This is a genomic window from Polaromonas sp. CG_9.7 (assembly GCF_015752205.1).
In the GTDB taxonomy this organism is placed as follows: domain Bacteria; phylum Pseudomonadota; class Gammaproteobacteria; order Burkholderiales; family Burkholderiaceae_C; genus Polaromonas.
In genome coordinates, this window is the sequence record NZ_JADOVG010000018.1 from 54385 (window position 1) to 77175 (window position 22791).

A 22791-nucleotide genomic window follows, 5' to 3' on the forward strand; every position below is an offset into this window, starting at 1 on the left:
ATTCAGTTGGGGACAGAACTGGCCTGCTGCGCAGTCTGCGGTCTGTCCCACACAATTATTTCGATACAGCTTCGACGATTTTGGTCGCAGCGTCGGCCATGGTGTCTGCGGCGATGATGGGCAAGCCCGAGTCGGCCAGCATTTTCTTGCCCAGGTCTTCGTTGGTGCCCTTCATGCGCACGACCAGCGGCACGCTCAGGTTCACGGCCTTGCAGGCGGCGATGATGCCGTCGGCAATGGTGTCGCACTTCATGATGCCGCCGAAGATGTTGACCAGGATGCCCTTGACTTCAGGGTTCTTGAGCATGATCTTGAAGGCTTCGGTGACTTTTTCAGCCGTCGCGCCGCCGCCGACGTCCAGGAAGTTGGCCGGCTCGCCGCCGAACAGCTTGATGGTGTCCATGGTGGCCATGGCCAGGCCGGCGCCGTTGACCAGGCAACCGATGTTGCCGTCCAGGCTGATGTAGGCCAGGTCAAACTTGCTGGCTTCGACTTCAGCCGCGTCTTCTTCGTCCAGGTCGCGGTAAGCAACGATGTCCGCGTGGCGGAAAAGCGCGTTCGGGTCAAAGTTGAACTTGGCGTCCAGCGCCATCAACTCGTTCTTGCTGTTGCGGTTCAGCGGGTTGATTTCAACCAGCGACGCGTCGGTGTCCATGTAGCACTTGTAGAGCTTCTGGAAAATGTCCACGGCCTGTGCGGTGGACTCTGCCGGCAGCCCAATGGCGTTGGCTATCTTCGTGGCTTGCGCTTCGTCCAGGCCCGTCAGGGGGTCGATGAACTCGGTGATGATTTTCTCGGGCGTGGAATGGGCCACTTCCTCGATGTCCATGCCGCCTTCGCTTGACGCGATGAAGGCAACTTTTTGCGTGGCGCGATCGGTAACCAGCGACACGTAGTATTCCTTCTGGATGTCGGCGCCGTCTTCGATGTAAAGGCGACGAACCTTCTGGCCTTCGGGGCCGGTCTGGTGCGTCTTGAGCTGCATGCCGAGGATTTCGCCAGCGATGCGCTTGACGTCTTCAATCGTCTTGGCCACCTTCACGCCGCCGCCCTTGCCGCGACCGCCCGCATGGATCTGCGCCTTGACCACCCACACCGGGCCGCCGAGTTTTTGTGCGGCTTCCACCGCCTCTTGCACCGTGAACGCCGGAATGCCGCGCGGCACTGGCACACCAAAATTGCGCAAGATTTCCTTGCCTTGGTACTCGTGAATTTTCATGAAAAAACCTTCAGGATTCAGTAAGAAGAGGGGTGCAACAGGAGCTGGGCAAGGCTGTTGGGAAGTGAAAAACAGGCCATATCGGCGCAAAACCAGCATGTTAGCGTTTACTGCAGGCAGCAGCATGGAACTGTATCATGCTGCGATGCACCAAACTTATCTGGTTCTTACACAGACAAGTGCGAAAAACCGAACCCGAAATATTGGCCCTGTGAAACAGTGGTTTTAGCTGAAAGTATTTATGCCCAAAATTTTCATCGACGGCGAAGCCGGCACCACCGGCCTGCAGATTCGTGAACGTCTGCAGGCCATGCCGCAGATCGAACTGGTCAGCATTGCGCCCGAGTTGCGCAAGGACCCGACCGCCAAGCGCGACCTGATGGCGCAGGTGGACCTGGTCATTTTGTGCCTGCATGACGACGCAGCACGTGAGTCGGTCGCCATGATCGACTCACTGCCGGGCAAAAAACCCAAGATCATCGACGCCTCGACCGCGCACCGCACGGCGCCGGACTGGGTATTTGGTTTTCCCGAACTGATGGTAGGCCAGCGCGAAGCCATCATGGCCGCCGACCGTGTGGCCAATCCCGGTTGTTACGCCACCGGCGCCATTGCACTGATTCGGCCGCTGGTCGATGCAGGCTTGATGCCAGCCGACTTTCCCTTGAGCCTGCCGTCGATCAGCGGCTATTCGGGCGGTGGCCGCCAGATGATCGAAGCCTACGAAGCAGGCACCGCGCCCGCTTTCGAGCTGTACGGCCTGAGCCTGGAGCATAAGCACCTGCCCGAGATCATGAAATACACCGGCATGCGCCGCCGGCCGGTGTTCATTCCGTCGGTCGGCAACTTCATCCAGGGCATGCTGGTGCAGTTGCCGCTCCACCTGGACCTGCTGCCCGGTCAGCCGAGCGCCGCGCAAGTCCACGAGGTGCTGGCCAAGCATTACACCGGCAGCCAATGGGTGACAGTGGAAGCCGCACCCGAGTCGGGCAAGCTGGACGCCGTGGCGCTGAAAGACAGCAACAAGATGGAGTTGCGCGTGTTCGGCAACGACGCCCACCACCATGCGGTGCTGGTGGCGCGGCTGGACAACCTGGGCAAGGGCGCCTCGGGCGCGGCAGTGCAAAACCTGCAATTGATGCTGGGGCTTTGACCCTTGGCAGTCATGAAGCCTCAAGACCCCAAGCGCTTTGACCTGACAGAAGGCCTGGTCACGATGAAGGCCGTGGTCACGACCGGCCATGGCGGCTACGAGCAGCTGGTGTACCGGGACGTCCCGGTTCCCGTTCCGGGCCCAGGCGAGGTCTTGCTGCAGGTGCTGGCTTCCAGCGTCAACAACACCGACATCAATACCCGCCTGGGCTGGTACTCGGCCACCGTCACCACCGCCACGCAAGACGCGGCAACGGCAAGGGATGCCAACGCGGCCAGCCCGACACCCGACGGCGGCTGGGGCCAGCCCACGCCGTTTCCCTTTATCCAGGGCACCGACTGCTGCGGCCGCGTGGTGGCCGTGGCGCCGGGTGGCGACGCGCGCCTGATCGGGCAGCGCGTGCTGGTGCGGCCCAGCATCCGGCCTTCGGGCTTCGACGCTCTGGACAACCTCTGGATGGGCTCGGACTTTGACGGCGCCTTCGCGCAGTTCGTCAAGGTGCCCGCCAGCGAGGTGTTTGCAGTTAACAGCGACTGGAGCGATGCCGAACTGGCCACCATCCCGTGCGCCTACGGCACCGCCGAAAACATGCTGCACCGGGCCAATTTGCGCGCCGGCGAGCAGGTCGTGGTGGCGGGCGCGTCGGGCGGCGTCGGCTCAGCCGTGGTGCAGCTGGCCAAGCGGCGCGGCGCCATCGTCACGGCCATCGCGGGGAAATCCAAAATGGGCCACGTGAAGTCGCTGGGCGCCGACCGCGTGGTGGCGCGCGATGACGACCTGGTGGCCTGCCTGGGCGAAAACACCGTGGACCTGGTGGTGGACAACGTCGCCGGGCCGGCATTTGGCGACATGCTCAAGCTGCTCAAGCCGGGCGGCCGCTATGTCTCGTCGGGCGCGATTGCCGGCCCGCTGGTGACGCTGGACCTGCGCACGCTGTACCTGAAGAACCTCACGCTGCTGGGCTGTACCGCCTGGGACGAGCCGGTGTTTGCCAACCTGGTGGCCTACATCGAGCGCGGCGAACTGCGGCCGCTGGTGGCGCAAAGCTTTGCGCTGGCGCAGATCGCGCAGGCGCAGCGCGCGTTTCTGGACAAAACCCATGTCGGCAAGTTCGTGCTGATTCCGCCCGCACCAGGCCAGGCGTGACGCCGCTTGGCGGGGATGTCGGATTACGCTGCGCTAATTCGGCCTACGCGAGCTAGTCCTCGTCCGCGTGCGTCACGACGCGGTGAATCACGTCGCCGCCAAAGCCCCGGGCGGCCAGAAAGCGCATCTGCTTGGCGCGTCCGGCCGCGTCCGGCGCGGGGCCGTCAAACTTCTTGCGCCAGATCTCGCGAGCGCGCTCCAGTTCGCTGGCCTTGAGGCGGCTCACTGCCTCGGCCACCGCCTCGGCGCCCAGCCCCTTGTTCAGCAGTTCGTACTTGATGCGTGAAGCGCCAAAGCGGCTGGCGCGGCGGTTGATGACCGATTCAACAACCCGCGCCTCGCTGATGAAATCCTTGGCCTGCAATTCATCCAGCACCTGCGCCAGCTGGCCGGGCGTTTCCTCGTGGTCTTTGAGCTTGCGCTCCAGCTCGGCGCGCGAATGCTCGCGGCCTGCCAGGTAACGCAGGGCGCGGCCTTTGAGCGACAGGCCAAAGCCCGCACGGGCGGCGGGTTTGGCTGAGCTCATGCGGTGGCTGCCAGGCAAGCAGGCAATGCACAATACCTTGCAGCTATATTTTCAATAGCTGCATATGCATATGGGGATTGCGCAAACGCCTTGTTTTGCATACAAAACCAGCTCAAGACTCGATCGGTGCGGCCGGTGGCAAAGGCGCCAGCGGTGCTTTGTCGGCTATCGCTTTCAAAGGCTTTTCTGCCTTGTCGGCTTTCTCGGGCTTGGTGGCTTTTTCAGGCTCGGCGCCGCCTTGCGCCGCCTGCACTGGCGGAATGCCCAGCGATTCGCGGACCTTGTTCTCGATCTCGATGGCCAGCGCCGGGTTTTCCTTCAGGAATTCGCGCGAGTTGTCGCGGCCCTGGCCGATTTTCTCGCCCTTGTAGGCGTACCAGGCACCGGCTTTTTCAACGATGTGGCCGGCCACGCCCAGGTCCAGTACCTCGCCCAGCCGGCTGATGCCTTCGCCGTACAAAATATCGAACTCGGCCATCTTGAATGGCGAAGCCACCTTGTTCTTCACCACCTTGACGCGGGTTTCGTTGCCGATGACCTCGTCGCCCTTCTTGATCGAGCCGATGCGGCGAATGTCCAGCCGCACCGACGCATAGAATTTCAGCGCATTGCCGCCGGTCGTGGTTTCCGGCGAGCCGAACATCACACCGATCTTCATGCGGATCTGGTTGATGAAAATCACCATGCAATTGGCCTTCTTGATGGTGGCGGTCAGCTTGCGCAGCGCCTGGCTCATCAAACGGGCTTGCAGGCCCGGCAGTGAGTCGCCCATCTCGCCTTCGAGTTCGGCCTTGGGGGTGAGCGCCGCCACCGAGTCGATGACGATCAGGTCAACCGCGCCGGAGCGCGTCAGCGAATCGACGATTTCAAGCGCCTGCTCACCGGTGTCTGGCTGCGAGATCAGCAGTTCCTGCAGGTTGACGCCCAACTTTTGCGCGTACTGGATGTCCAGTGCATGCTCGGCATCGACGAAGGCGCAGGTGCCGCCGATTTTCTGCATCTCGGCAATGACCTGCAGCGTCAGCGTGGTTTTGCCCGACGACTCGGGGCCGTAGATTTCAACCACCCGGCCGCGCGGCAAGCCGCCGACGCCGAGCGCAATGTCCAGTCCCAGCGAGCCGGTGGACACCACCTGAATGTCTTCAATCACCTCGCCGGCGCCCAGCTTCATGATGGTGCCTTTGCCAAATTGCTTTTCAATCTGGGCCAGCGCGGCGGCCAGCGCCTTGGCTTTTTCGGTGTTCAGGCCGGGAGCGTTCTTGTTCGGTGCGTCCATGAGGAATTTCCTTAAAAATCAATACGGTAAAAAGTTTTTGCACGCACTTTTCACCAAGAATTTCAGACTGCCACTTGATGCAGTACTGGGTGCATGAACAGTACTTTATGGGCAACATAGGTCAAAGTAAACCCCATTTTTAGTCAGTTTGCCTGATTAAATTTTGCTGTTTCAGTTAGCATGGCCGGATGGATGAAACAACCCTCCCAAGCGCCCATGCAGGCTACGACACCACCTGGCGGCTGACGCACCTGGGCCGCCTGATGGGCGAGGCGTTGCGCCGTTTTGACGCGCGGGTGCTGGCGCTGATGGCCGGCAGCATCGACGTGCCGCTGGCGCTGTCCAACCTGGCAGCGCGCGACCAGGTGGGGGCGGCGCACATTCACATCACCCGGCATCTGGCCGTGGGCGGCTCGCGCCTGACCGACCTGGCGCTCAGTGCCGGCATGAGCAAGCAGGCCATGGGCGAGCTGGTGGACCAGTGCGAAGCCTGGGGCATCGTCCGGCGCGAAGCCGACCCGTACGACCGGCGCGCCCGGCGCGTGGTGTTCACCGAATCCGGCCTGGCCTGGCTGGAGGCTTTTCGCTGCGCCGTGGTGCAGGCCGAAGATGAATTCCGGCGTGCGGTGGGTGCCGATGTGGCGACGGTGGTAGCGCTGGGGCTTGAAGCGTATGCCGTGCCCTGAAAGGACCCGGCAACATTGCGTGGCCTCCTGACAATCTTGTCAGCAGCATGGCAAATGGTTACCCACCTTGGAGCCTAAAATTGAACGGAGAAAAAACCATCACTCCGCACGTCTTGATGCGGCTGATTTCAGGGAGACAAGTCCATGCGTATCTTGATTGCCGAAGACGACCAGGTTCTGGCCGATGGCTTGCTGCGCACCCTGCGTGCGTCCGGCGCTGCGGCAGACCATGTGGCCAGCGGCACGGAAGCCGATGCTGCGCTGATGACCAACACCGAATTCGACCTGCTGATCCTGGACCTCGGCCTGCCGAAAATGCATGGCCTGGAGGTGCTCAAGCGCCTGCGCGCGCGCGGCTCCACGCTGCCGGTGCTGATCCTGACGGCGGCCGACAGCGTCGAGGAGCGCGTCAAGGGACTGGACTACGGCGCCGACGACTACATGGCCAAGCCGTTTTCGCTGCAGGAGCTTGAAGCGCGGGTGCGCGCGCTGGTGCGGCGCGGCATGGGCGGCGCCAGCAGCACCATCAAGCATGGCCCGCTGGTCTATGACCAGGCCGGCCGGGTGGCGACTTTCGACGGCCAGATGATCGAGCTGTCAGCGCGCGAACTGGGCCTGCTCGAAGTGCTGCTGCAGCGCGTCGGCCGCCTGGTCAGCAAGGACCAGCTGGTTGAACGCCTGTGCGAATGGGGCGAGGAAGTCAGCAACAACGCCATCGAGGTCTACATTCACCGGCTGCGCAAAAAGATTGAAAAAGGCCCGGTGCGCATCGCCACCGTGCGCGGGCTGGGCTACTGCTTAGAGAAGATTCCAAGCTAGAGATGGAGCCCCCACGCTCCCCACTGCGTGTGGTTCGCTGCCCCCCGGGGGGGCCGCTGCGCCTGCGGCCCGGCAAAGCCGGTTCCGCGGCCCCGGCTTGCAATTCGCCGATCAGCGAACGGTCGGAGCCCGCCTTCGCCAGCTCAAGCCGCAGGACCGGCTTTGCCGGACTGCAGGCGGGCGGCCCCCTCGGGGGGCAGGGAGCTACACGCAGTGAGCGACCGTGGGGGCCTTCATGAGGCTTTTTCAACGCGAGCGACGCAGCCTGTTCGGCGAGATTCTGGACTGGATGCTCACGCCGCTGCTGCTGCTCTGGCCGATCAGCCTGGTGCTGACCTGGCTGGTGGCGCAGAACATTGCCGGCAAACCCTTCGACCGGGCGCTCGAATACAACGTGCAGGCGCTGGCCAAGCTGCTTGTGGTCAAGAACAACCAGGTCCAGTTCAACCTGACCGCACCGGCGCGCGAAATTCTGCGGGCGGACGACACCGACCTGATCTACTACCAGGTGATGGGCCCGCACGGTGAATTCCTGGGCGGCGAGCGCGCCATGCCCGCGCCGCCGGACGAAGAAAAACCCGGCGATGGCGAAGTGCGGCTGCGCGAGGACATCATCCTGGGCGAGGACGTTCGCGTTGCCTACACCTGGATCAAGGTGGACCTGAAAAGCGCCGTGCCAGCCAGCTTGCCGGTGCTGGTGCAGGTGGCTGAAACGCTGGAAAAGCGCAAGACGCTGGCCACCGAAATCGTCAAGGGCACGATGGTGCCGCAGTTCGTCACGTTGCCGCTGGCGGTGCTGCTGGTGTGGCTGGCACTGGTGCGCGGCATCAAGCCGCTGGCGCAACTCGAAAAGCGCATTCGTGCCCGCAAACCCGACGACATGAGCCCGCTCGACGAGACCGGCGTACCGGAAGAAGTCGTGCCGCTGGTCGATTCGGTCAACGACCTGCTGAGCCGGCTGAAGGCATCGCTGTCGACCCAGCGGCGATTCCTGGCCGATGCTGCGCACCAGCTCAAGACGCCGCTGGCCGGCCTGCGCATGCAAGCCGACCTGGCGCAGCGCGAAACCGATGCAGAGCAGTTGAAAAGTTCTTTGCGGCAAATCGGCCAGGCCAGCATCCGGGCCACGCACACCGTCAACCAGCTGCTGTCGCTGGCACGCGCCGAAACCACCGGCCGGGCGCTGGCCAAGCAGCGCGTGGACCTGGTGAAAATCGTTTCAAGCGTCATGGCCGACTCGGTGCCGCGCGCACTGGACAAGCGCATCGACCTGGGCTATGACGGCCCCGATGCCGGCGAGAATTCCACCCATCTGCAAGGCAATGCGACTTTGCTGGGCGAGCTGGTGCGCAATCTGGTCGACAACGCCATCAACTACACGCCGGTGGGCGGCCATGTCACCGTGCGGCTGATGGTTGACCGCTTCAGCGGCATCCTGGTGCTGATCGTCGAGGACTCGGGGCCGGGCATTCCGGAGTCAGAGCGCGAACTGGTGTTCCAGCCCTTCTACCGGGCGCTGGGAACGAATGTGGACGGCTCGGGCCTGGGCCTGGCCATCGTGCAGGAAATCGCGCAGCAGCATGGCGCGTCGATCACGGTCGAAGACGCCGACCTGCCGGGTCATCCGGACTCGCCCGGTACCCGCATCACGCTGCGGTTTATCGGCACGGCTTGAGTCAAGCCAGGCAAATACCAAAAATATACTAAAACAGGTTCTTGCGCAAGTCCAGCATGCATATACAGCTATTTTTTATATAGCAAAATAACAGGGTCGGCATATTCTGGTTACACAGACTGGCGGGTACGCCTTCAGGCACCTTGACCAAGCGCGGCATCCTTCAGAGCGAACGCAGCAGCCGCGTTACATCGGGTGTTAGTCCTATACCCACTGGGCGCTGGCAGGCGCAAACTTCAAGCTTGGCATAACCCGGGCCGGACAGGCGGCCCACCGGACCCACCGCAAGGAGTTCAGCATGGCGACACCCGCATCGGACAACAGGCTTCATCCCGCCGTGGAAGCGGTCAAGGCGTCGGGCGCGAGCAAGGTCAAGGTGGGGGTCAGCGACATCGACGGCGTGCTGCGCGGCAAGCTGCTGCACAAGGACAAGTTCTTCAGCGTGGCCGAGGCCTATCCGGACGGCGGTTTCGGCTTTTGCGACGTAGTGCTGGGCTGGGACATGACGGACAGCTGCTACGACAACGCCGCTGTCACCGGCGGGCAGCACGGCTTTCCCGATGCACTGACGCGGCTTGACCTGGACACCTTCCGCCGGGTGCCATGGGACGACGGCATTGCGTTTTTCCTCGGCGAATTCGTCAACGCCGATGGCTCGGCGCACGCGCTCTGCCCGCGCCAGACGCTCAAGCGGGTGTTGAAACGGGCCGAGAAAATGGGTTTCAGCGTCATGGCCGGCATGGAATTCGAGTGGTTCAATTTTCTGGAAACGCCGCAAAGCTGGGCCGCCAAGCAGGGTGTGAACCCCGAGCCGCTGACGCCCGGCATGTTTGGCTATTCGCTGCTGCGCATGATGCGCAACCGCGAGTATTTCAAAGCACTGATGGACGAGATGCCGGCCTTCGGCATCCCGATCGAAAGCCTGCACACGGAAACCGGCCCCGGCGTGCTCGAAGCGGCCCTGGGCTTCAGCGAGGCGCTGGCGCAGGCCGACCGGGCGGTGCTGTTCAAGACCGGGGCCAAGGAAATCGGCATGCGCTTTGGCATCATGCCCAGCTTCATGGCCAAGCCGCACGCCAAGCTGCCCGGCTGCAGCGGCCACATCCACCAGAGCCTGTCGGACGGCCAACACAACCTGTTTTACGACGCCGGCAACCCGCGCAAGATGAGCCCGCTGTTTGAAAGCTATGTTGCCGGCCAGGTCGCCTGCATGATGGACTTCGGCCCGATGCTCTGGCCGACCATCAACAGCTACAAGCGGCTGGTCGACGGTTTCTGGGCGCCGGTCAAGCCGACCTGGGGCATCGACAACCGCACCGCCAGCTTCCGGGTGATTGCCGGCAGCCCGAAGGCGACGCGGCTGGAAACCCGCTGCCCGGGCTCCGACGTGAACCCCTACCTGGCCATGGCAGCAGTGGTTGCCGCCGGGCTCGACGGTGTGGAAAAAGGCTTGACGCTCACCGCACCGCCGATCAGCGGCAGCAACGCCGGCGCTGACAACATCGCGCGCGCGCCGCGCACCCTGATCGAAACCACGCGAATCTTTCAGCAGTCTGATATAGCCCGGGACTGGCTGGGCGACGGGTTTGTCGACCACTTCGCCGCCACGCGCGAATGGGAATGGCGGCAGTGGCTCGATGCGGTGACCGACTGGGAATTAAAACGCTATTTCGAAATCATCTAGGCAGGCCAAAAAATTGAACATGAACAAAGCCATACGGCGACTGCAGATGGCGGATGCGCCAGAATACCGGGCCTTTCGCCTGCGCGGCCTGCGTGAACACCCCGACGCCTTCACCTCCAGTTTTGAAGAAGAAAACCTGCGCCCGATGGCCTACACGCAGTCGCGGCTGGGCACGCCGATGACCGAAAAAATCTGGGGTGCCTTTGTCCAGGGCGCTTTAGCCGGCATGGTCGGCCTGAGCCACGAAACACGCCTTAAAAACCGCCACAAGGCCGCACTGGTCAGCCTGTATGTGGCCGGAGAATTCACCGGCCGGGGCCTGGGCCGCGCACTGGTCAACACCGTGCGGCAGGACGCACGGGATTCTGGCGTGGAACTCGTCGTCCTGACGGTGACCGACAGCAACCGTGCCGCCTGCGCGCTGTACGCCCAAGCCGGTTTTTCAGCCTTTGGCGTCGAGCCGGATGCCATCCGCGTGGACGGCATCAGTTTTGGCAAACAGCACATGTTTCTTCAACTTCTCCCATCATGAGAATTACCACCTTTTCCTTTCCCACGCCCATCCATTTTGGCGCTGGCGCGCGCCGCCAAGTGGCGGCGCACCTGCTGCAGGCCGGCTTCAGGCGCCCGCTGGTCGTCACCGACCGGGCGCTGGCCGCGCTGCCGGTGATGGCTGAATTCCTGACGCACCTGGACGGCCTGCAAGTGGAGGTGTTTGCCGGTGTGTTCGGCAACCCCACGCGGCGTCAGGTGATTGCCGGCAGCGCCGCCTACAACGCGCACCGGGCCGACTGCGTGATCGGTTTTGGCGGCGGCGCGGCGCTTGACGTCGCCAAGGTCGTCGGTTTGGCCGCCACCGGCGCAGGCGATATCCTGGACTACGCCTGGGACCATCCACAGGTGCGGCCCATCGAAGGCGAGCTGCCTTACTTCGTCGCCCTGCCGACCACGGCAGGCACCGGTTCGGAAGTCGGCCGCTCCAGCGTCATCAGCGAAGACGACACGCACCTCAAGCGCGTGGTGTTCAGCCCCCGGCTGCTGGCCCGGGCGGTGTTCGCCGACCCCGAACTGACGCTCGGCCTGCCGGCGCATGTCACCGCCGCCACCGGTATGGACGCGCTGACGCACAACATCGAAAGCTATCTGTCGCCCGCCTGGCATCCGCTGTGCGACGGTATTGCGCTTGAAGGCACGCGGCTGGCGGCGCGCGCGCTGCACCTGGCGGTCAGCGAGCCCGGCAACCTGAGCGCGCGCAGCGACATGATGATGGCCTCGATGATGGGCGCGATTGCCTTCCAGAAAGACCTGGGCGCGGTGCATTCCTGCGCGCATGCGCTGGGCGCGGTGTGCGACATGCACCACGGCCTGGCGAATGCGCTGATGATCGACACCGTGCTGGCCTGGAACCATGCGGCGGCACCCGCCAAGTTTGACGAAATTGCGCATGTTTGCGGCCTTTCGGGCGGCGGCGATGCGCTGGTGCCGTGGCTGCGGCAGCTGAAAAGCAGCATCGGCCTGGGCGGCACCCTCTCGGGCCACGGCGTCAAGCCGGCGCAGTTGCCCCGGCTGATCGAGATTGCCACGGCCGACATCTGCCACCGGACCAACCCCCGGCCGTGCAGGGCAGCCGATTTTGAAAGCTTGTTCAACGCCGCCCTGTGAGCGCGCACCGACACCCGGACCTGTGGCCGCGTTGCTGAACTCCAGAAAAACTATTCCTTCCTCCTCCTCTCAACCAAGAAAAAACCATGCCCGCTTCCAGCCGTTTGAAAATTGGTCTTTCCGCTTGTTTTTCCCATGCCGACCCCGCGCGTTCGCTGTTTACGGGAAAAACGCTGCAGTATGTCGAGCAGTCGATTGCCCACTGGCTCATGTCCTCGGGATCGATGGTCGTGATGGTGCCCTGCCCGACCGGCAGCACGCAGCGCGGCGATGTGACCTATGCGCACTACGCCCAGTGGCTCGACGGCCTGGTGTTGCACGGCGGCGCCGACGTCTGGCCGGGCAGCTATGGTGAAACGCCGCTGGAAGACCGTTGGGCTGGCGACAAGGTGCGTGACGAGTACGACAAGGCGCTGGTCAGCGCTTTTGAAACGCTGGGCAAGCCGGTGTTCGGCGTCTGCCGGGGCCTGCAATTGCTCAACGTGGCGTTTGGCGGAACGCTGTACCAGGACATCACGATGCAGGTGCCGGATTCGTTTGTGCACCGCGACGCCGACACGTATGACCTGAATTTTCACAGCGTGGACATCGTGCCCGGCACGCAGCTGTCACGCCTGTACCCCGGTGTCGAGCGGGTGCGCGTCAACAGCATCCACCACCAGGCCGTCAAGGACCTGTCGCCCGAGTTCGAGGCCGAGGCGTTCAGCGTGACCGACGGCATCGTCGAGGCGATCCGCCGCAAGGACCCGGCCAAAAGCTATATTGCCGCGTTGCAGTGGCATCCCGAATTCCACCAGGCCGGCTCGGACACAATTGATGACGGCGCGGTATTGAAAGACTTTCTTGGCGCCGTGGCCGCCGCCAAGACCGCCCGCGCCGCCGGGTCATGAACCGGCTGGTGGTTCACAACCCCACCACCGGCGTGTTTGCTGCGCCTCCCCTCCCCGCCATTCCCCGCCATTCACTTCCCCTCCCCTGCCTGTCATTGCGGACTTGATCCGCAATCCACAGCGCCCAAACCCTGCTGGTCTGGCAGGCCATATCAAGGTCCGGTTAACCCTGCCAGGATGGATCCCGGGTCAAGCCCGGGATGACAGGCATTGTGATGCCCGCGCGCAACAGAAGCGTCCATGGCTGGATGCTTTGTCATGGCGCCATGGCCTGAACTGCTTGCAACCAACGTACTTGCTGCACTTCTTCTCCATTCCCCTCCCTCCCCTGCCTGTCATTGCGGACTTGATCCGCAATCCACAGCGCCCAAACCCTGCTGGTCTGGCAGGCCATATCAAGGTCCGGTTAACCCTGCCAGGATGGATCCCGGGTCAAGCCCGGGAGGCCAGGCATTGTGATGCGCCGGCTAACAAAGAAGCGAGCGCCAATGCATGGCCGGCAGCCGGCATCCACATCAGCTCAAATGCTTGCCGACAATCCCGGCCAGCTCGAACATCGTCACCTGCGGCTTGCCGAACACGGCCAGCAGCTTGGCGTCGGCGTTGATCGAGCGTTTGTTGGCCGGGTCCTGCAGGTTTTGTTCCTTGATGTAGTCCCAAAGCTTCTTGATGACCTGCGGGCGCGCCACCTGCTCGGTGCCGATCACCGCGGCCAGCGCGTCGCTGGGCTTGAGGCCTGCGCCCGGCGTGGTCTTGCGGGCAACCTTGGGCTTGTCGGTCTTGACGGCAACTTTTTTGGCCGCGACCTTTTTGACGGCGGTTTTTTTCGCCGCCGCCGCGCCTGTCGCCTTGACTGCCACGGTCTTGCCAAACGGCGTTTTCACCGTGCCGCTGCTGGCGCGGGCCGCGGCGCCCGGCTTGGGCGGAAACTTGGACGGCGCAAATTCAAAATTCACCTTGCCGGCTTCCTTGTCCCAGGCCAGGTGCGCCTTGAAGGCGCGGCGCGTGCGCATTGAAACGAACTTGTCGAGCAAATCAGTCTTGCCGGTGGTCAGCAACTTCACCATCTGCTCGCGCTCGATGGGCTGCTGCAGGATCACCTGGCCCGTCTTGAAGTCGCAGGTTGGACTCGGCTGGTTCAGCGTAGGCACCGACTTTTCGCAGACATAGTTCTTGCCCAGTTCGTACACGGCAGCCGCGCACTTGGGGCACGCGCCCAAGGCGGTTTGGTCGCCAAAATCGATGATCTCGCCGCTTTCTTCCTTCTTGTCGTCGCCAAAATCGAATTCGAGCTTGTAGTTCTTGGTTTCCTCGTCGAACTTGATGACCATTTCGGCGGTGAACGGCCAGCCGGCCTTGGAGCGGAACCCTTCCAGCGGGCCAATTTTCTTGTCACGTAAAAACTGCTCGACCTCTGCCAGTTCAAACGTGCGGCCGGCCGGCGTCTTGCCGAAGCTGAAGCCGCAGCCTTCGCCCTGGCCGTCCGCGCCAGTGCAGGCATAGCGGCGGTAGTTTTCCCGGATCAGGCCGGCGCAGTTCGGGCAGCGCGCCTGCAGGGTGGCATAGTCGCCGGGAATGCTGTCGCGGCTGTAGCCCTTGGCCTTGGCGACCAGTCGCTCGGTCATGGTGGCAATCTCGGCCATGAAGGTCTCGCGGCTCAGCTTGCCCTGCTCCATCTGCGCCAGCTTGTATTCCCATTCGCCGGTCAGCGCGGCCTTGGACAACTCCTGCACATCCAGGCCGCGCAGCAAGGTCATCAACTGAAAAGCTTTGGCGGTGGGAATCAGCTCGCGGCCTTCACGCAGCATGTACTTTTCGGCAATCAGGCCTTCAATCGTCGCGGCGCGGGTGGCGGGCGTGCCCAGGCCTTTTTCCTGCATGGCCGCCCGCAGTTCTTCGTCGTCGATGGTCTTGCCCGCGCCTTCCATGGCGCCAAGCAGCGTGGCTTCGCTGTAACGCGCTGGCGGGCGGGTTTTCAGCCCCTTGGCATCGACCGATTCGACACCGACGCGTTCGCCGGGCTTGACCGGCACCAGGCTCTGGCCCTTGTCGCCTTCCTTGGCGTCCGCCACTTCTTCTGCGGCTTCCTTGCCATAAATGGCCAGCCAGCCCGGCTTGACCAGCACCTTGCCCTCGGTCTTGAAGCTGTGGCCGACCGACAGCGAAATACGCGTCGTCACCAGAAATTCGGCACTCGGGAAAAACACCGCCATGAAGCGGCGCACCACCAGGTCATAGAGCTTTTGCTCAGCCTCGGACAGGCCGCTGGGGGCTTGCAGCGTCGGGATGATGGCAAAGTGGTCGCTAACCTTGGCATTGTCAAAAATGCGCTTGGTCGGCTTGACGTAGTTGCCCTGGATGGCCGTGGCGGCATGCTGCGCCAGGTGGCGCATGGGGCTAGCGGCCAGCATTTCAAAGGTCTGCTTGACCACCGGCACATAGTCCTCAGGCAGCGCGCGCGAGTCGGTTCGCGGGTAGGTCAGCGCCTTGTGGCGCTCGTACAGGCTTTGCGCGATTGACAGCGTGGTCTTGGCGGAAAAGCCGAACTTGCCGTTGGCTTCGCGCTGCAAGGAAGTCAAATCGAACAGCAGTCCGGCGGCCTGGGTGGTCGGCCTGGATTCCTCGGTCACGGTGGCGGTCTGGCCCCGCACGGCGTCGGCAATGGCTTTGGCTTCGCGTTCGGTCCAGAGCCGGTCGGCTTTCAGTTCGGCATCAGGCTCGGCGCCTTCGCCGTTGGCGGCATTGGCCGTGGCGCGCTTCCATTTCGGGTCAAACCACTTGCCGGGGTAGTCGCCGGCTTCGGCACCGAAAACGGCATGGATTTCCCAGTAATCGCGACTGACGAACTTGCGGATTTTTTCTTCGCGCTCAACGACCACCGACAGCGTCGGCGTCTGCACCCGGCCGACGGTGGTCAGGAAGAAGCCGCCATCGCGTGAATTGAAGGCCGTCATGGCGCGCGTGCCGTTGATGCCCACCAGCCAGTCGGCCTCGGAGCGGCAGCGCGCCGCGTCGGCCAGCGGCAGCATCTGCGCGTCGCTGCGCAGTGACGCAAAGCCGTCGCGGATGGCGGCGGGCGTCATCGATTGCAGCCACAGCCGCTTGATGGGGTGTTTGCTTTTGGCGTACTGCTGGATCAGCCGGAAGATCAGCTCGCCCTCGCGGCCCGCGTCGCAGGCATTGACCAGCGCGCCCACGTCTTTTCGCTTGGTCAGCTTGACGATGGCGTTGAGCCGCGTCTTGGTCTTGTCCATCGGCTTGAGGTCGAAGTACGGCGGAATCACCGGAAGGTTGGCAAAGCTCCACTTGCCGCGCTTCACGTCGAACTCTTCGGGCGCCTGGATTTCGACCAGATGGCCGACGGCTGACGTGATGACCCAGTCTTCGCTTTCGAAGTACTCGTCGTGCTTGTCGAACTTGCCCGCCGTGGGCGTGAGGGCGCGAACGATGTCTTGCGCAACCGAAGGTTTTTCGGCAATTACCAGTGTTTTCATAAATACTTCTGTTGACTTTTTTCATTGGCAGGGAGTCGTTCCCGGCCTGGCGCCGATGTGGCGCATTTCCTTGCAGGCGCAGGACAAGCGGCTGTCAGTAGGCCCAAGGCCCGTCATTACAATACCGATTTCCCGCGCATGTACGCGCGCCGGTGCGCACGCACACACATGAATTAACCATACCAAAAAAACCGCCGTGCCCAAAAACCAAGCCTCTGCTTACCCTGAAAAAGCGATGGCTGGCAGCCGCCGGCGCCTGCAGACCCGACGTTCGGGCGTGCATGGCAAGGGCGTGTTTGCCGTGCAGGACCTGGCCGAAGGCGAGACGCTGATCGAATACACCGGCGAGGTCATCAGCTGGCCCGAGGCGCTGCGCCGCCACCCGCACGACCCGGCGCAACCGAACCACACGTTTTACTTTCACATCGACGACGGCCGCGTGATTGACGCCAAGGTCGGCGGCAATTCGTCGCGCTGGATCAACCACAGCTGCCAGCCGAACTGCGAGGCAGACGAAACTGGCGGACGGGTGTTCATCAAGGCGCTGCGCAACATCCCGGCTGGCGATGAGCTGTTCTACGACTACGGGCTGGTCATCGATGCCCGGTACACGCCCAAGCTGCTGGCCGATTACCCCTGCTGGTGCGGCGCCGAAAACTGTCGGGGCACACTGCTGGCAGCCAAGGCACGGAAAAAGGTGCCCAAAAGCGCCGCAGGCTGAGTCTGCGCGGCTGGCCAGAACCGTTCTTTCTCCCTTTTTTACTGCCACCCGCCCATGACAACGCCCTTGCATTGCCTCCCGCCGATCCGCTGGCCTGCCGAAGCCATCTGGGAAGCCGTGGCGCCCGAGTTGCCCGGCTTCACGGTCGAGGTGCTGCCCGAGATCGATTCGACCAACAGCGAGCTGATGCGCCGTTTCAAGGGCGCGCCCGGCCGCCCGCCGCAGCCCGAGCCGCTGCTGCTGGTGGCCGAGCAGCAAAGCGCCGGGCGGGGCCGGCTGGGGCGCAGCTGGCAAAGCCGGCGCGGCGACAGCCTGATGTTTTCACTGGGCCTGCCCCTGGCGCCGGCGGACTGGTCGGGCCTGTCGCTGGCGGTCGGCGTCAGCGTCGCTGAAAGCCTCGACCCGCTGGATGCCAGCCAGGCACGCCATGGCGCCCCACCGCGCATCGGCCTGAAATGGCCGAACGACCTGTGGCTGTCCACGCCAGAGGGTGAGCGCAAGCTGGGCGGCATTCTGGTCGAGACCGCCAGCGGGGACGGCCTGCGTTACCTGATCATTGGCGTGGGCATCAACATCCGGCCAGTGCCGCTGGCTGATGTGCCGCCGGCAGGGCCGGCCCCGGTGGCGCCCGGCGGCCTGCTGACGCTTGACTCAAATCTGGACGTGCCCGGCGCGCTGCTGCGCATCGTTCCGGCGCTGGTGCAGGCGGTGCAGGCCTTCGCGCAGTTTGGCTTCGAGCCTTTCCAGGCGCGGTTTGCCGCGCGCGACGTGCTGGCCCATCGCGCCGTGCAGCTGACGGACGGCACGCAGGGCACGGCCTACGGCGTGGCCGACAACGGTGCGCTGCGCGTGCACACCGCTGGCGGCATGGTCGAAGTCAGCAGCGCCGAAGTCAGCGTGCGGCCTGTCGCCTCGCAAGCAGAAAGGGGCGCGCCACCATGCTGAGGGCGCTGGCCCTGGCGCTGCTGCTGGCCAATGCGCTGTATTTCGCCTGGGGCCAGGGCCTGCTGGCGGCCTATGGCCTGGCGCCTGCGCGGCAGTCCGAACCCGAACGGCTGGCGCAGCAGATCCGGCCCGAAGCCATGCAGCTGATCTTGCCCGCCGCGCCGCCGCTGTCACCACTTGCGCCCGGCGCCGCGGTGCGGACCCCGACCCCATCACCCGCCGCGCTTGCAGCCGGCGTGTCCTGCCTGCAGGTGGGCGTGTTCACCGAACAGCAGGCCAGCACGCTTCAGCCGCGCCTGAAGGCTGGCTTGCCCGAAGGCAGCTGGTCGTTTGAAAGCAGCGACGATTCGGTCCGCTGGATCATTTACATGGGCAGGTACATCAGCAAGGCGGCGATCAACCGCAAGCGCCAGATGCTCGACCAGCTGGGACTGCCTTTCGAGCAGCCCCTGAGCCCGATGCTGAACCGCGGATTGTCACTGGGCAGTTTTGCCTCCAGGGCTGAAGCCGAGGCAGCCCTGGCCCGGATGAACGAGCGCGGCCTGCGCAGCGCCAAAGTGGTGCTGGAGCGGCCCGAACTGCCCAGCCTGTGGCTCAGGCTGCCCACGGCCAATGCCGCCCTGCGAAAGAAGCTGGACGCGCTCAAGCCGCAACTGGCGGGCAAGGCGGTCCAGCCGTGCCCCTAGGCCGGCGCAACCATTTGCTATTTTATTCATAGCTGCATACGCCCGTGGGCAATGCGCAAAAGGTGGTTTTTACTTAAAAAATATGCGCAAAGCCGGCTATCGGGCTACAGCGCCTTCCAGAAACGCAGTGGCACGCAGGTTTGCAGCCGCGTGACCGCCTGGTCCATCAGCGCCGGATGGAGTTCATGCCCCAGGCTGCGCGCCACGTCCAGTGTGGCATCAGCGCCCAGCTCCATCAAATGCGCAAAGTCTTGGCGCACGCGTGCCACCGGCACCAGCAGGTCTTGCTGCCCGTGAAGAAAATGCAGCGTGGTGAGCGTTGGTGCCTTCTCCGGCCAGACAGCGTAGCAGCCGGCGAAGGCCAAGACCCGGCCGACCAGGCCATCGTGCGCGTTGCTCAGGGCCAGCGCCAGGCTGGCGCCGTTGCCAAAGCCGAGCAGCGCCGTGTCGGACTGCAGTACGTTAAAACGCTGCTGCTGCGTGCGCAGAAAGTCGGCCAGTGCGGCAACGGACTGCGCCAGTGTTTCGGCGCTGATCGGCACATCGGTCGATGCAAGCGTCAGCCCTTCGGGCATCAGAACCGCCGCCTGGGCAAACGCATCGCCCAGCCGGTTGCCCAGTTCCAGCATGTCCAGCGCCGTGCCGCCGGCATCGTGCAGCAGCACGAACAACGGCCTGGGGCTTTGGGCGCCGGACAGCAGCTCAATGGTTTCAACAGCGCAAAGATTTGTCGGCAGGGTGGTCATGGGGTGGATTCGGAAATAAAAAACCAGTCTGGATTGTCGAAGCCTTGCAAGTTTGGCGCCTCTGCCGCCTTGCCGGTGTAGTCCGGATTCCCGGCTGCATGCGCGCGGCGGCACGGCTTGCCACACGAGCGGTGTTTATCGTTGCTAAGATCATTTTCCCGAAACGGGCTGGCTGCGCAATCGGCACAGCCCCCTTTGCAAAGAACTTTTGTCCATGAAAATTGAAAAAAACACCGCCGTCACCCTGCGCTTCAAAGTGTCTGACGCCCAAGGCAAGCTGATCGAGGAAAACAAGGAGCCGATGGTCTACCTGCACGGCGGCTACGGCAACACCCTGCCGAAGATCGAGGAAGCGCTGGACGGCCAGGAAGCCGGCTACCAGACGACGCTGGCGCTTGCCGCCGAAGACGCCTTTGGCCTGCGCGACGAAGACCTGGTGCGCACCATTCCGCGCAGCCAGTTTCCGCCCGGCGTGAAAGTCGGCGGGCAACTCGAAGGCCAGGGCAGCGACGGCCGCAAGCAGGTCTTCAACGTGGCCAAGATCAAGGGCGACACGGTGATCCTGGACGCCAACCATCCGCTGGCCGGCAAGGCACTGCGCTTCACACTCAAAGTGACCGACGTGCGCCTGGCATCCGACGAGGAAATCGCGCACCAGCATGTCCACGGCGAGCACGGCCACCACCATTGAGCATGTGATTTTTGTTGCCACTGCATGCGGTTCAAGCCCTTCAGAGCGGCGACACCGGCCGGCTGAATGCAGGCATTTTTCCGCGGTCAAAGGATGATTTCGCGTGCCAGCCACGCCAAATCATCCTTTGCCAATCTTTGCCGAACAAATAGATACATCAGTAATGCATCTTTAAACCGGTTTTTGAACTGTCTTTTTTGACCGGGTTTTCATGGCCGTCTGCGCGTCTGCCACCCCTGTCAATGTCCGCAAGCTGGCCGCGCCGCCGCCCGGGTTTGCCTTGTGGCAACTCGGTTTTCGCCCATTTTTTACCTGCTGGCCAGCGTGTTTACCGCCCTGTCCATCGGCCTGTGGGCACTGCAGTTTGCCGGCTGGCAGGGCACGCCTTGCCTGTCAGGGCGGATGTGGCATGCGCACGAGATGCTGTTCGGCTTCATGCTGGCGGTCGTCGTCGGTTTTTTGTTCACCGCCGGGCGTGTGGCTCCCTTGGGTGGATAAGGCCGCATTGGACTTCACCCGGGCGCTGCTGCGCGGGCTGAGCGAATTTCGCCGTGGCGCAACGCCAGGCAAGGCGCGGCACCTGCCTTGATCGCTGGCGCGCTGCCCTTTTCGGGCGGCCTTTAATGGCCGGCCATTGCGCCCCAATTACCCTCTTTCGATTACAACGTTTCATAACACTTGCTTAATTTGCAGCGTGTTACGCTGACGCGGTGGAGCCCTTCTTTTCTCCACGCAGGTTGTCAATGGTGATAACTGGAACGAAAGAATTTATGCCGCGAATCGGTAATCTTCCCAGCGCTCGCGAGCAACAAGGGTCGCTTGAGAGTTTCAACGATGTCCGGCAGCAAGAAACATTGCTTAAGGCCGGCGCACTGCAAGACGCCATTTTCAACAGCGCCAACTTCTCCAGCATTGCCACAGACGAAAAAGGCGTGATCCAGATTTTCAACGTCGGCGCCGAGCGCATGCTTGGCTACGCGGCGGGTGATGTGGTCAACCAGGTCACGCCAGCCGATATTTCGGACTCAAAGGAACTGGTGACCCGTGCCGTCACCTTGAGCGGAGAGTTCGACACCCCGATCACGCCGGGTTTTGAAGCGCTGGTGTTCAAGGCTTCTCGCGGCATCGAAGACATTTACGAGCTGACCTACATCCGCAAAGACGGCAGCCGGTTTCCGGCGGTGGTGTCGGTCACGGCGCTGCGCGACGACCAGGCGCTGATCATCGGCTACCTGCTGATCGGCACCGACAACACGGCGCGCAAGCAGGCCGAAGAAGCACTGCTGGAAGCCGGCGCGCTGCAAAACGCGATTTTCAACAGCGCCAACTTCTCCAGCATCGCCACCGATGAAAAAGGCGTGATCCAGATTTTCAACGTCGGCGCCGAACGCATGCTGGGTTATTCCGCTGGCGAGGTGCTGAACCAGATCACGCCGGCCGACATTTCCGACCCGCAGGAAGTCATCGTTCGTGCTGAAGCACTGAGCGTTGAACTCGGCACGCCGATCACCCCCGGGTTCGAGGCGCTGGTGTTCAAGGCTTCGCGCGGCATCGAGGACATCTACGAGCTGACCTACATCCGCAAGGACGGCAGCCGCTTTCCGGCGATTGTCTCGGTCACGGCGCTGCGCGATGCGCAGGAAGCCATTATTGGCTACCTGCTGATCGGCACCGACAACACGGCGCGCAAGGAAGTCGAGGCGGCGCAGGTGGCGCTCGACCAGCGAACCACCGAACTGCTGCGCACCGAACACGCGCTGCGGCAATCGCAAAAGCTCGAAGCGCTGGGCCAGCTCACCGGCGGCGTGGCGCATGACTTCAACAACCTGCTGGCGGTCATCAGCTCCTCGGTCGAGTTGCTGCGCAGTGACAAGCTGCCGGTGGAGCGGCGTGGCCAGTACCTGGACCGGATTTTCGACACCGTCGGGCGCGCGGCCAAGCTCACCAGCCAGCTGCTGGCCTTTGCCCGGCAACAGCCCTTGAGCCCCGAAGTGTTCAATGTGGACCAGCATGTGCAGGGCGTGATCGATCTGGTGCGCCCGCTGATGGGGGCGCAGGTGCAGATTCACCTGGAGCCGTGTGGCGCAGAAGACAGCTGCTTCGCCGAGGCGGACATCAACCAGTTTGAAACGGCACTGGTGAACCTGGCCCTCAACGCGCGCGACGCCATGAATGGCAACGGCCAGCTCACCATCAAGGTGAAAAAGGTTGACAACGTGCCAGCAGGTTCTGGCCGTGACCTGCGACCCGGCGATTTCGTCGCCATTTCAGTCACCGACACGGGCTGCGGCATTGCAGCCGAAAACCTGGAGGCGATTTTCGAGCCCTTCTACACCACCAAGGAAGTGGGCAAGGGCACCGGCCTGGGCCTGAGCCAGGTGTTTGGCTTTGCCAGGCAGTCGGGTGGCGAGGTCAAGGTCAGGAGCGAGGTGGACAGCGGTTCGGTGTTCACGCTTTTTCTGGCACGCGCCGAGCATGCCGATACCCCTGAAGCCGTGGCCGCCGCTGCTGAAAACAGCATCGAGTCCCGCAGCATCAGCGTGCTGGTGGTCGAGGACAACGAAATACTGGCGCAGATGACCTGCGAGATTCTCAACATCCTGGACTACCAGACGACTTGGGCAGCCAATGCCACGGCCGCGCTGGGTTTGCTGACCGAAGACGCCAGCCGCTTTGACCCATTTCGTTATACACAACTCCGGCAAAATTCCCCTCAAGAAAGATTTGAAGGAAAACGATGGGCTGGGCAGGCACTGAATTTGAGACGATAGA

General features: G+C 63.1%; 19 protein-coding genes and 1 pseudogene. 15 read left to right on the forward strand and 5 right to left on the reverse strand.

Features of this window, described 5'->3' with window-relative positions; translation table 11 throughout:
- Positions 1 to 55 precede the first annotated feature (55 nt).
- The gene (gene sucC / locus IWX87_RS16015) at positions 56 to 1219 is read right to left on the reverse strand and encodes an ADP-forming succinate--CoA ligase subunit beta (RefSeq protein ID WP_196864527.1); all 1164 of its coding nucleotides are present in this window, start codon (positions 1217 to 1219) and stop codon (positions 56 to 58) included.
- Positions 1220 to 1460: 241 nt separating this feature from the next.
- On the opposite strand from sucC, the gene argC reads away from it, so the two are divergent.
- Both argC and IWX87_RS16025 read left to right on the forward strand, forming a co-directional pair.
- A complete protein-coding gene (gene argC / locus IWX87_RS16020) occupies positions 1461 to 2372 on the forward strand; it encodes an N-acetyl-gamma-glutamyl-phosphate reductase (protein WP_196864528.1) in 912 nt (303 codons plus the stop codon).
- 12 nt (positions 2373 to 2384) lie between these two features.
- Positions 2385 to 3518, forward strand: coding sequence for an alcohol dehydrogenase family protein (locus IWX87_RS16025; RefSeq protein WP_231374849.1), 1134 nt, complete (start codon positions 2385 to 2387; stop codon positions 3516 to 3518).
- A gap of 52 nt (positions 3519 to 3570) precedes the next feature.
- Here IWX87_RS16025 and recX read toward each other — a convergent pair whose 3' ends face one another.
- Together recX and recA are read right to left on the reverse strand one after the other, a co-directional pair.
- A complete protein-coding gene (gene recX, locus IWX87_RS16030) occupies positions 3571 to 4044 on the reverse strand; it encodes a recombination regulator RecX (protein WP_196864529.1) in 474 nt (157 codons plus the stop codon).
- Between the two features lie 112 nt (positions 4045 to 4156).
- Complete coding sequence (gene recA / locus IWX87_RS16035) at positions 4157 to 5320, reverse strand: recombinase RecA (protein WP_196864530.1); 1164 nt, start codon at positions 5318 to 5320, stop codon at positions 4157 to 4159.
- Positions 5321 to 5508: 188 nt separating this feature from the next.
- Here recA and IWX87_RS16040 point away from each other — a divergent pair, with 188 nt between their 5' ends.
- The 7 genes from IWX87_RS16040 to IWX87_RS16070 all read left to right on the forward strand — a co-directional run bounded on the left by IWX87_RS16040 (position 5509) and on the right by IWX87_RS16070 (position 12736).
- Entirely contained in the window at positions 5509 to 6006 is a 498-nt protein-coding gene (locus tag IWX87_RS16040; RefSeq protein WP_196864531.1) for a MarR family winged helix-turn-helix transcriptional regulator, read from the forward strand.
- 144 nt (positions 6007 to 6150) lie between these two features.
- The gene (locus tag IWX87_RS16045; protein WP_196864532.1) at positions 6151 to 6825 is read left to right on the forward strand and encodes a response regulator transcription factor; all 675 of its coding nucleotides are present in this window, start codon (positions 6151 to 6153) and stop codon (positions 6823 to 6825) included.
- Between the two features lie 235 nt (positions 6826 to 7060).
- Positions 7061 to 8500: a sensor histidine kinase gene (locus IWX87_RS16050; RefSeq protein ID WP_196864533.1), complete on the forward strand. Its 1440-nt coding sequence runs from the start codon at positions 7061 to 7063 to the stop codon at positions 8498 to 8500.
- 298 nt (positions 8501 to 8798) lie between these two features.
- Entirely contained in the window at positions 8799 to 10184 is a 1386-nt protein-coding gene (locus IWX87_RS16055) for a glutamine synthetase family protein (protein ID WP_196864534.1), read from the forward strand.
- A gap of 19 nt (positions 10185 to 10203) precedes the next feature.
- Complete coding sequence (locus tag IWX87_RS16060) at positions 10204 to 10716, forward strand: GNAT family N-acetyltransferase (RefSeq protein WP_196864535.1); 513 nt, start codon at positions 10204 to 10206, stop codon at positions 10714 to 10716.
- Complete coding sequence (locus IWX87_RS16065) at positions 10713 to 11846, forward strand: iron-containing alcohol dehydrogenase (protein WP_196864536.1); 1134 nt, start codon at positions 10713 to 10715, stop codon at positions 11844 to 11846. Before IWX87_RS16060 ends, IWX87_RS16065 begins: the two co-directional genes overlap by 4 nt.
- Positions 11847 to 11932: 86 nt before the next feature.
- On the forward strand, positions 11933 to 12736 hold the full coding sequence (locus IWX87_RS16070) for a gamma-glutamyl-gamma-aminobutyrate hydrolase family protein (RefSeq protein ID WP_196864537.1): 804 nt from the start codon (positions 11933 to 11935) through the stop codon (positions 12734 to 12736).
- Positions 12737 to 13251: 515 nt separating this feature from the next.
- Here IWX87_RS16070 and IWX87_RS16075 read toward each other — a convergent pair.
- A complete protein-coding gene (locus tag IWX87_RS16075) occupies positions 13252 to 16230 on the reverse strand; it encodes a DNA topoisomerase III (RefSeq protein WP_196864538.1) in 2979 nt (992 codons plus the stop codon).
- A gap of 196 nt (positions 16231 to 16426) precedes the next feature.
- On the opposite strand from IWX87_RS16075, the gene IWX87_RS16080 reads away from it, so the two are divergent.
- The 3 genes from IWX87_RS16080 to IWX87_RS16090 are packed head-to-tail and all read left to right on the forward strand — an operon-like array spanning position 16427 to position 18582.
- Entirely contained in the window at positions 16427 to 16951 is a 525-nt protein-coding gene (locus IWX87_RS16080; protein WP_280757270.1) for an SET domain-containing protein, read from the forward strand.
- A gap of 54 nt (positions 16952 to 17005) precedes the next feature.
- On the forward strand, positions 17006 to 17896 hold the full coding sequence (locus IWX87_RS16085; RefSeq protein ID WP_196864539.1) for a biotin--[acetyl-CoA-carboxylase] ligase: 891 nt from the start codon (positions 17006 to 17008) through the stop codon (positions 17894 to 17896).
- Entirely contained in the window at positions 17890 to 18582 is a 693-nt protein-coding gene (locus IWX87_RS16090; RefSeq protein ID WP_196864540.1) for an SPOR domain-containing protein, read from the forward strand. Before IWX87_RS16085 ends, IWX87_RS16090 begins: the two co-directional genes overlap by 7 nt.
- Before the next feature lie 104 nt (positions 18583 to 18686).
- Here the strand turns inward: IWX87_RS16090 and ypfH are convergent, their stop codons facing one another.
- Positions 18687 to 19328: an esterase gene (gene ypfH / locus IWX87_RS16095; protein ID WP_196864541.1), complete on the reverse strand. Its 642-nt coding sequence runs from the start codon at positions 19326 to 19328 to the stop codon at positions 18687 to 18689.
- Between the two features lie 214 nt (positions 19329 to 19542).
- Between ypfH and IWX87_RS16100 the strand changes: the two genes are divergently transcribed.
- The 3 genes and pseudogenes from IWX87_RS16100 (at position 19543) to IWX87_RS16110 (ending at position 22790) form a co-directional block, all read left to right on the forward strand.
- Complete coding sequence (locus tag IWX87_RS16100) at positions 19543 to 20019, forward strand: peptidylprolyl isomerase (protein WP_196864542.1); 477 nt, start codon at positions 19543 to 19545, stop codon at positions 20017 to 20019.
- 211 nt (positions 20020 to 20230) lie between these two features.
- Positions 20231 to 20496 (forward strand): annotated as a pseudogene (locus IWX87_RS20070) (NnrS family protein); the annotation flags it as partial.
- A gap of 293 nt (positions 20497 to 20789) precedes the next feature.
- The gene (locus IWX87_RS16110) at positions 20790 to 22790 is read left to right on the forward strand and encodes a PAS domain-containing sensor histidine kinase (protein WP_196864543.1); all 2001 of its coding nucleotides are present in this window, start codon (positions 20790 to 20792) and stop codon (positions 22788 to 22790) included.
- Position 22791: the final 1 nt, after the last annotated feature.

What these genes read in the sequence shown, in the direction of transcription:
- sucC (WP_196864527.1), bottom strand. Translation starts at nt 1,219, where the DNA reads ATGAAAATTCACGAGTACCAAGGCAAGGAAATCTTGCGCAATTTTGGT.
- argC (WP_196864528.1), top strand. Translation starts at nt 1,461, where the DNA reads ATGCCCAAAATTTTCATCGACGGCGAAGCCGGCACCACCGGCCTGCAG.
- IWX87_RS16025 (WP_231374849.1), top strand. Translation starts at nt 2,385, where the DNA reads ATGAAGCCTCAAGACCCCAAGCGCTTTGACCTGACAGAAGGCCTGGTC.
- recX (WP_196864529.1), bottom strand. Translation starts at nt 4,044, where the DNA reads ATGAGCTCAGCCAAACCCGCCGCCCGTGCGGGCTTTGGCCTGTCGCTC.
- recA (WP_196864530.1), bottom strand. Translation starts at nt 5,320, where the DNA reads ATGGACGCACCGAACAAGAACGCTCCCGGCCTGAACACCGAAAAAGCC.
- IWX87_RS16040 (WP_196864531.1), top strand. Translation starts at nt 5,509, where the DNA reads ATGGATGAAACAACCCTCCCAAGCGCCCATGCAGGCTACGACACCACC.
- IWX87_RS16045 (WP_196864532.1), top strand. Translation starts at nt 6,151, where the DNA reads ATGCGTATCTTGATTGCCGAAGACGACCAGGTTCTGGCCGATGGCTTG.
- IWX87_RS16050 (WP_196864533.1), top strand. Translation starts at nt 7,061, where the DNA reads ATGAGGCTTTTTCAACGCGAGCGACGCAGCCTGTTCGGCGAGATTCTG.
- IWX87_RS16055 (WP_196864534.1), top strand. Translation starts at nt 8,799, where the DNA reads ATGGCGACACCCGCATCGGACAACAGGCTTCATCCCGCCGTGGAAGCG.
- IWX87_RS16060 (WP_196864535.1), top strand. Translation starts at nt 10,204, where the DNA reads ATGAACAAAGCCATACGGCGACTGCAGATGGCGGATGCGCCAGAATAC.
- IWX87_RS16065 (WP_196864536.1), top strand. Translation starts at nt 10,713, where the DNA reads ATGAGAATTACCACCTTTTCCTTTCCCACGCCCATCCATTTTGGCGCT.
- IWX87_RS16070 (WP_196864537.1), top strand. Translation starts at nt 11,933, where the DNA reads ATGCCCGCTTCCAGCCGTTTGAAAATTGGTCTTTCCGCTTGTTTTTCC.
- IWX87_RS16075 (WP_196864538.1), bottom strand. Translation starts at nt 16,230, where the DNA reads ATGAAAACACTGGTAATTGCCGAAAAACCTTCGGTTGCGCAAGACATC.
- IWX87_RS16085 (WP_196864539.1), top strand. Translation starts at nt 17,006, where the DNA reads ATGACAACGCCCTTGCATTGCCTCCCGCCGATCCGCTGGCCTGCCGAA.
- IWX87_RS16090 (WP_196864540.1), top strand. Translation starts at nt 17,890, where the DNA reads ATGCTGAGGGCGCTGGCCCTGGCGCTGCTGCTGGCCAATGCGCTGTAT.
- ypfH (WP_196864541.1), bottom strand. Translation starts at nt 19,328, where the DNA reads ATGACCACCCTGCCGACAAATCTTTGCGCTGTTGAAACCATTGAGCTG.
- IWX87_RS16100 (WP_196864542.1), top strand. Translation starts at nt 19,543, where the DNA reads ATGAAAATTGAAAAAAACACCGCCGTCACCCTGCGCTTCAAAGTGTCT.
- IWX87_RS16110 (WP_196864543.1), top strand. Translation starts at nt 20,790, where the DNA reads ATGCCGCGAATCGGTAATCTTCCCAGCGCTCGCGAGCAACAAGGGTCG.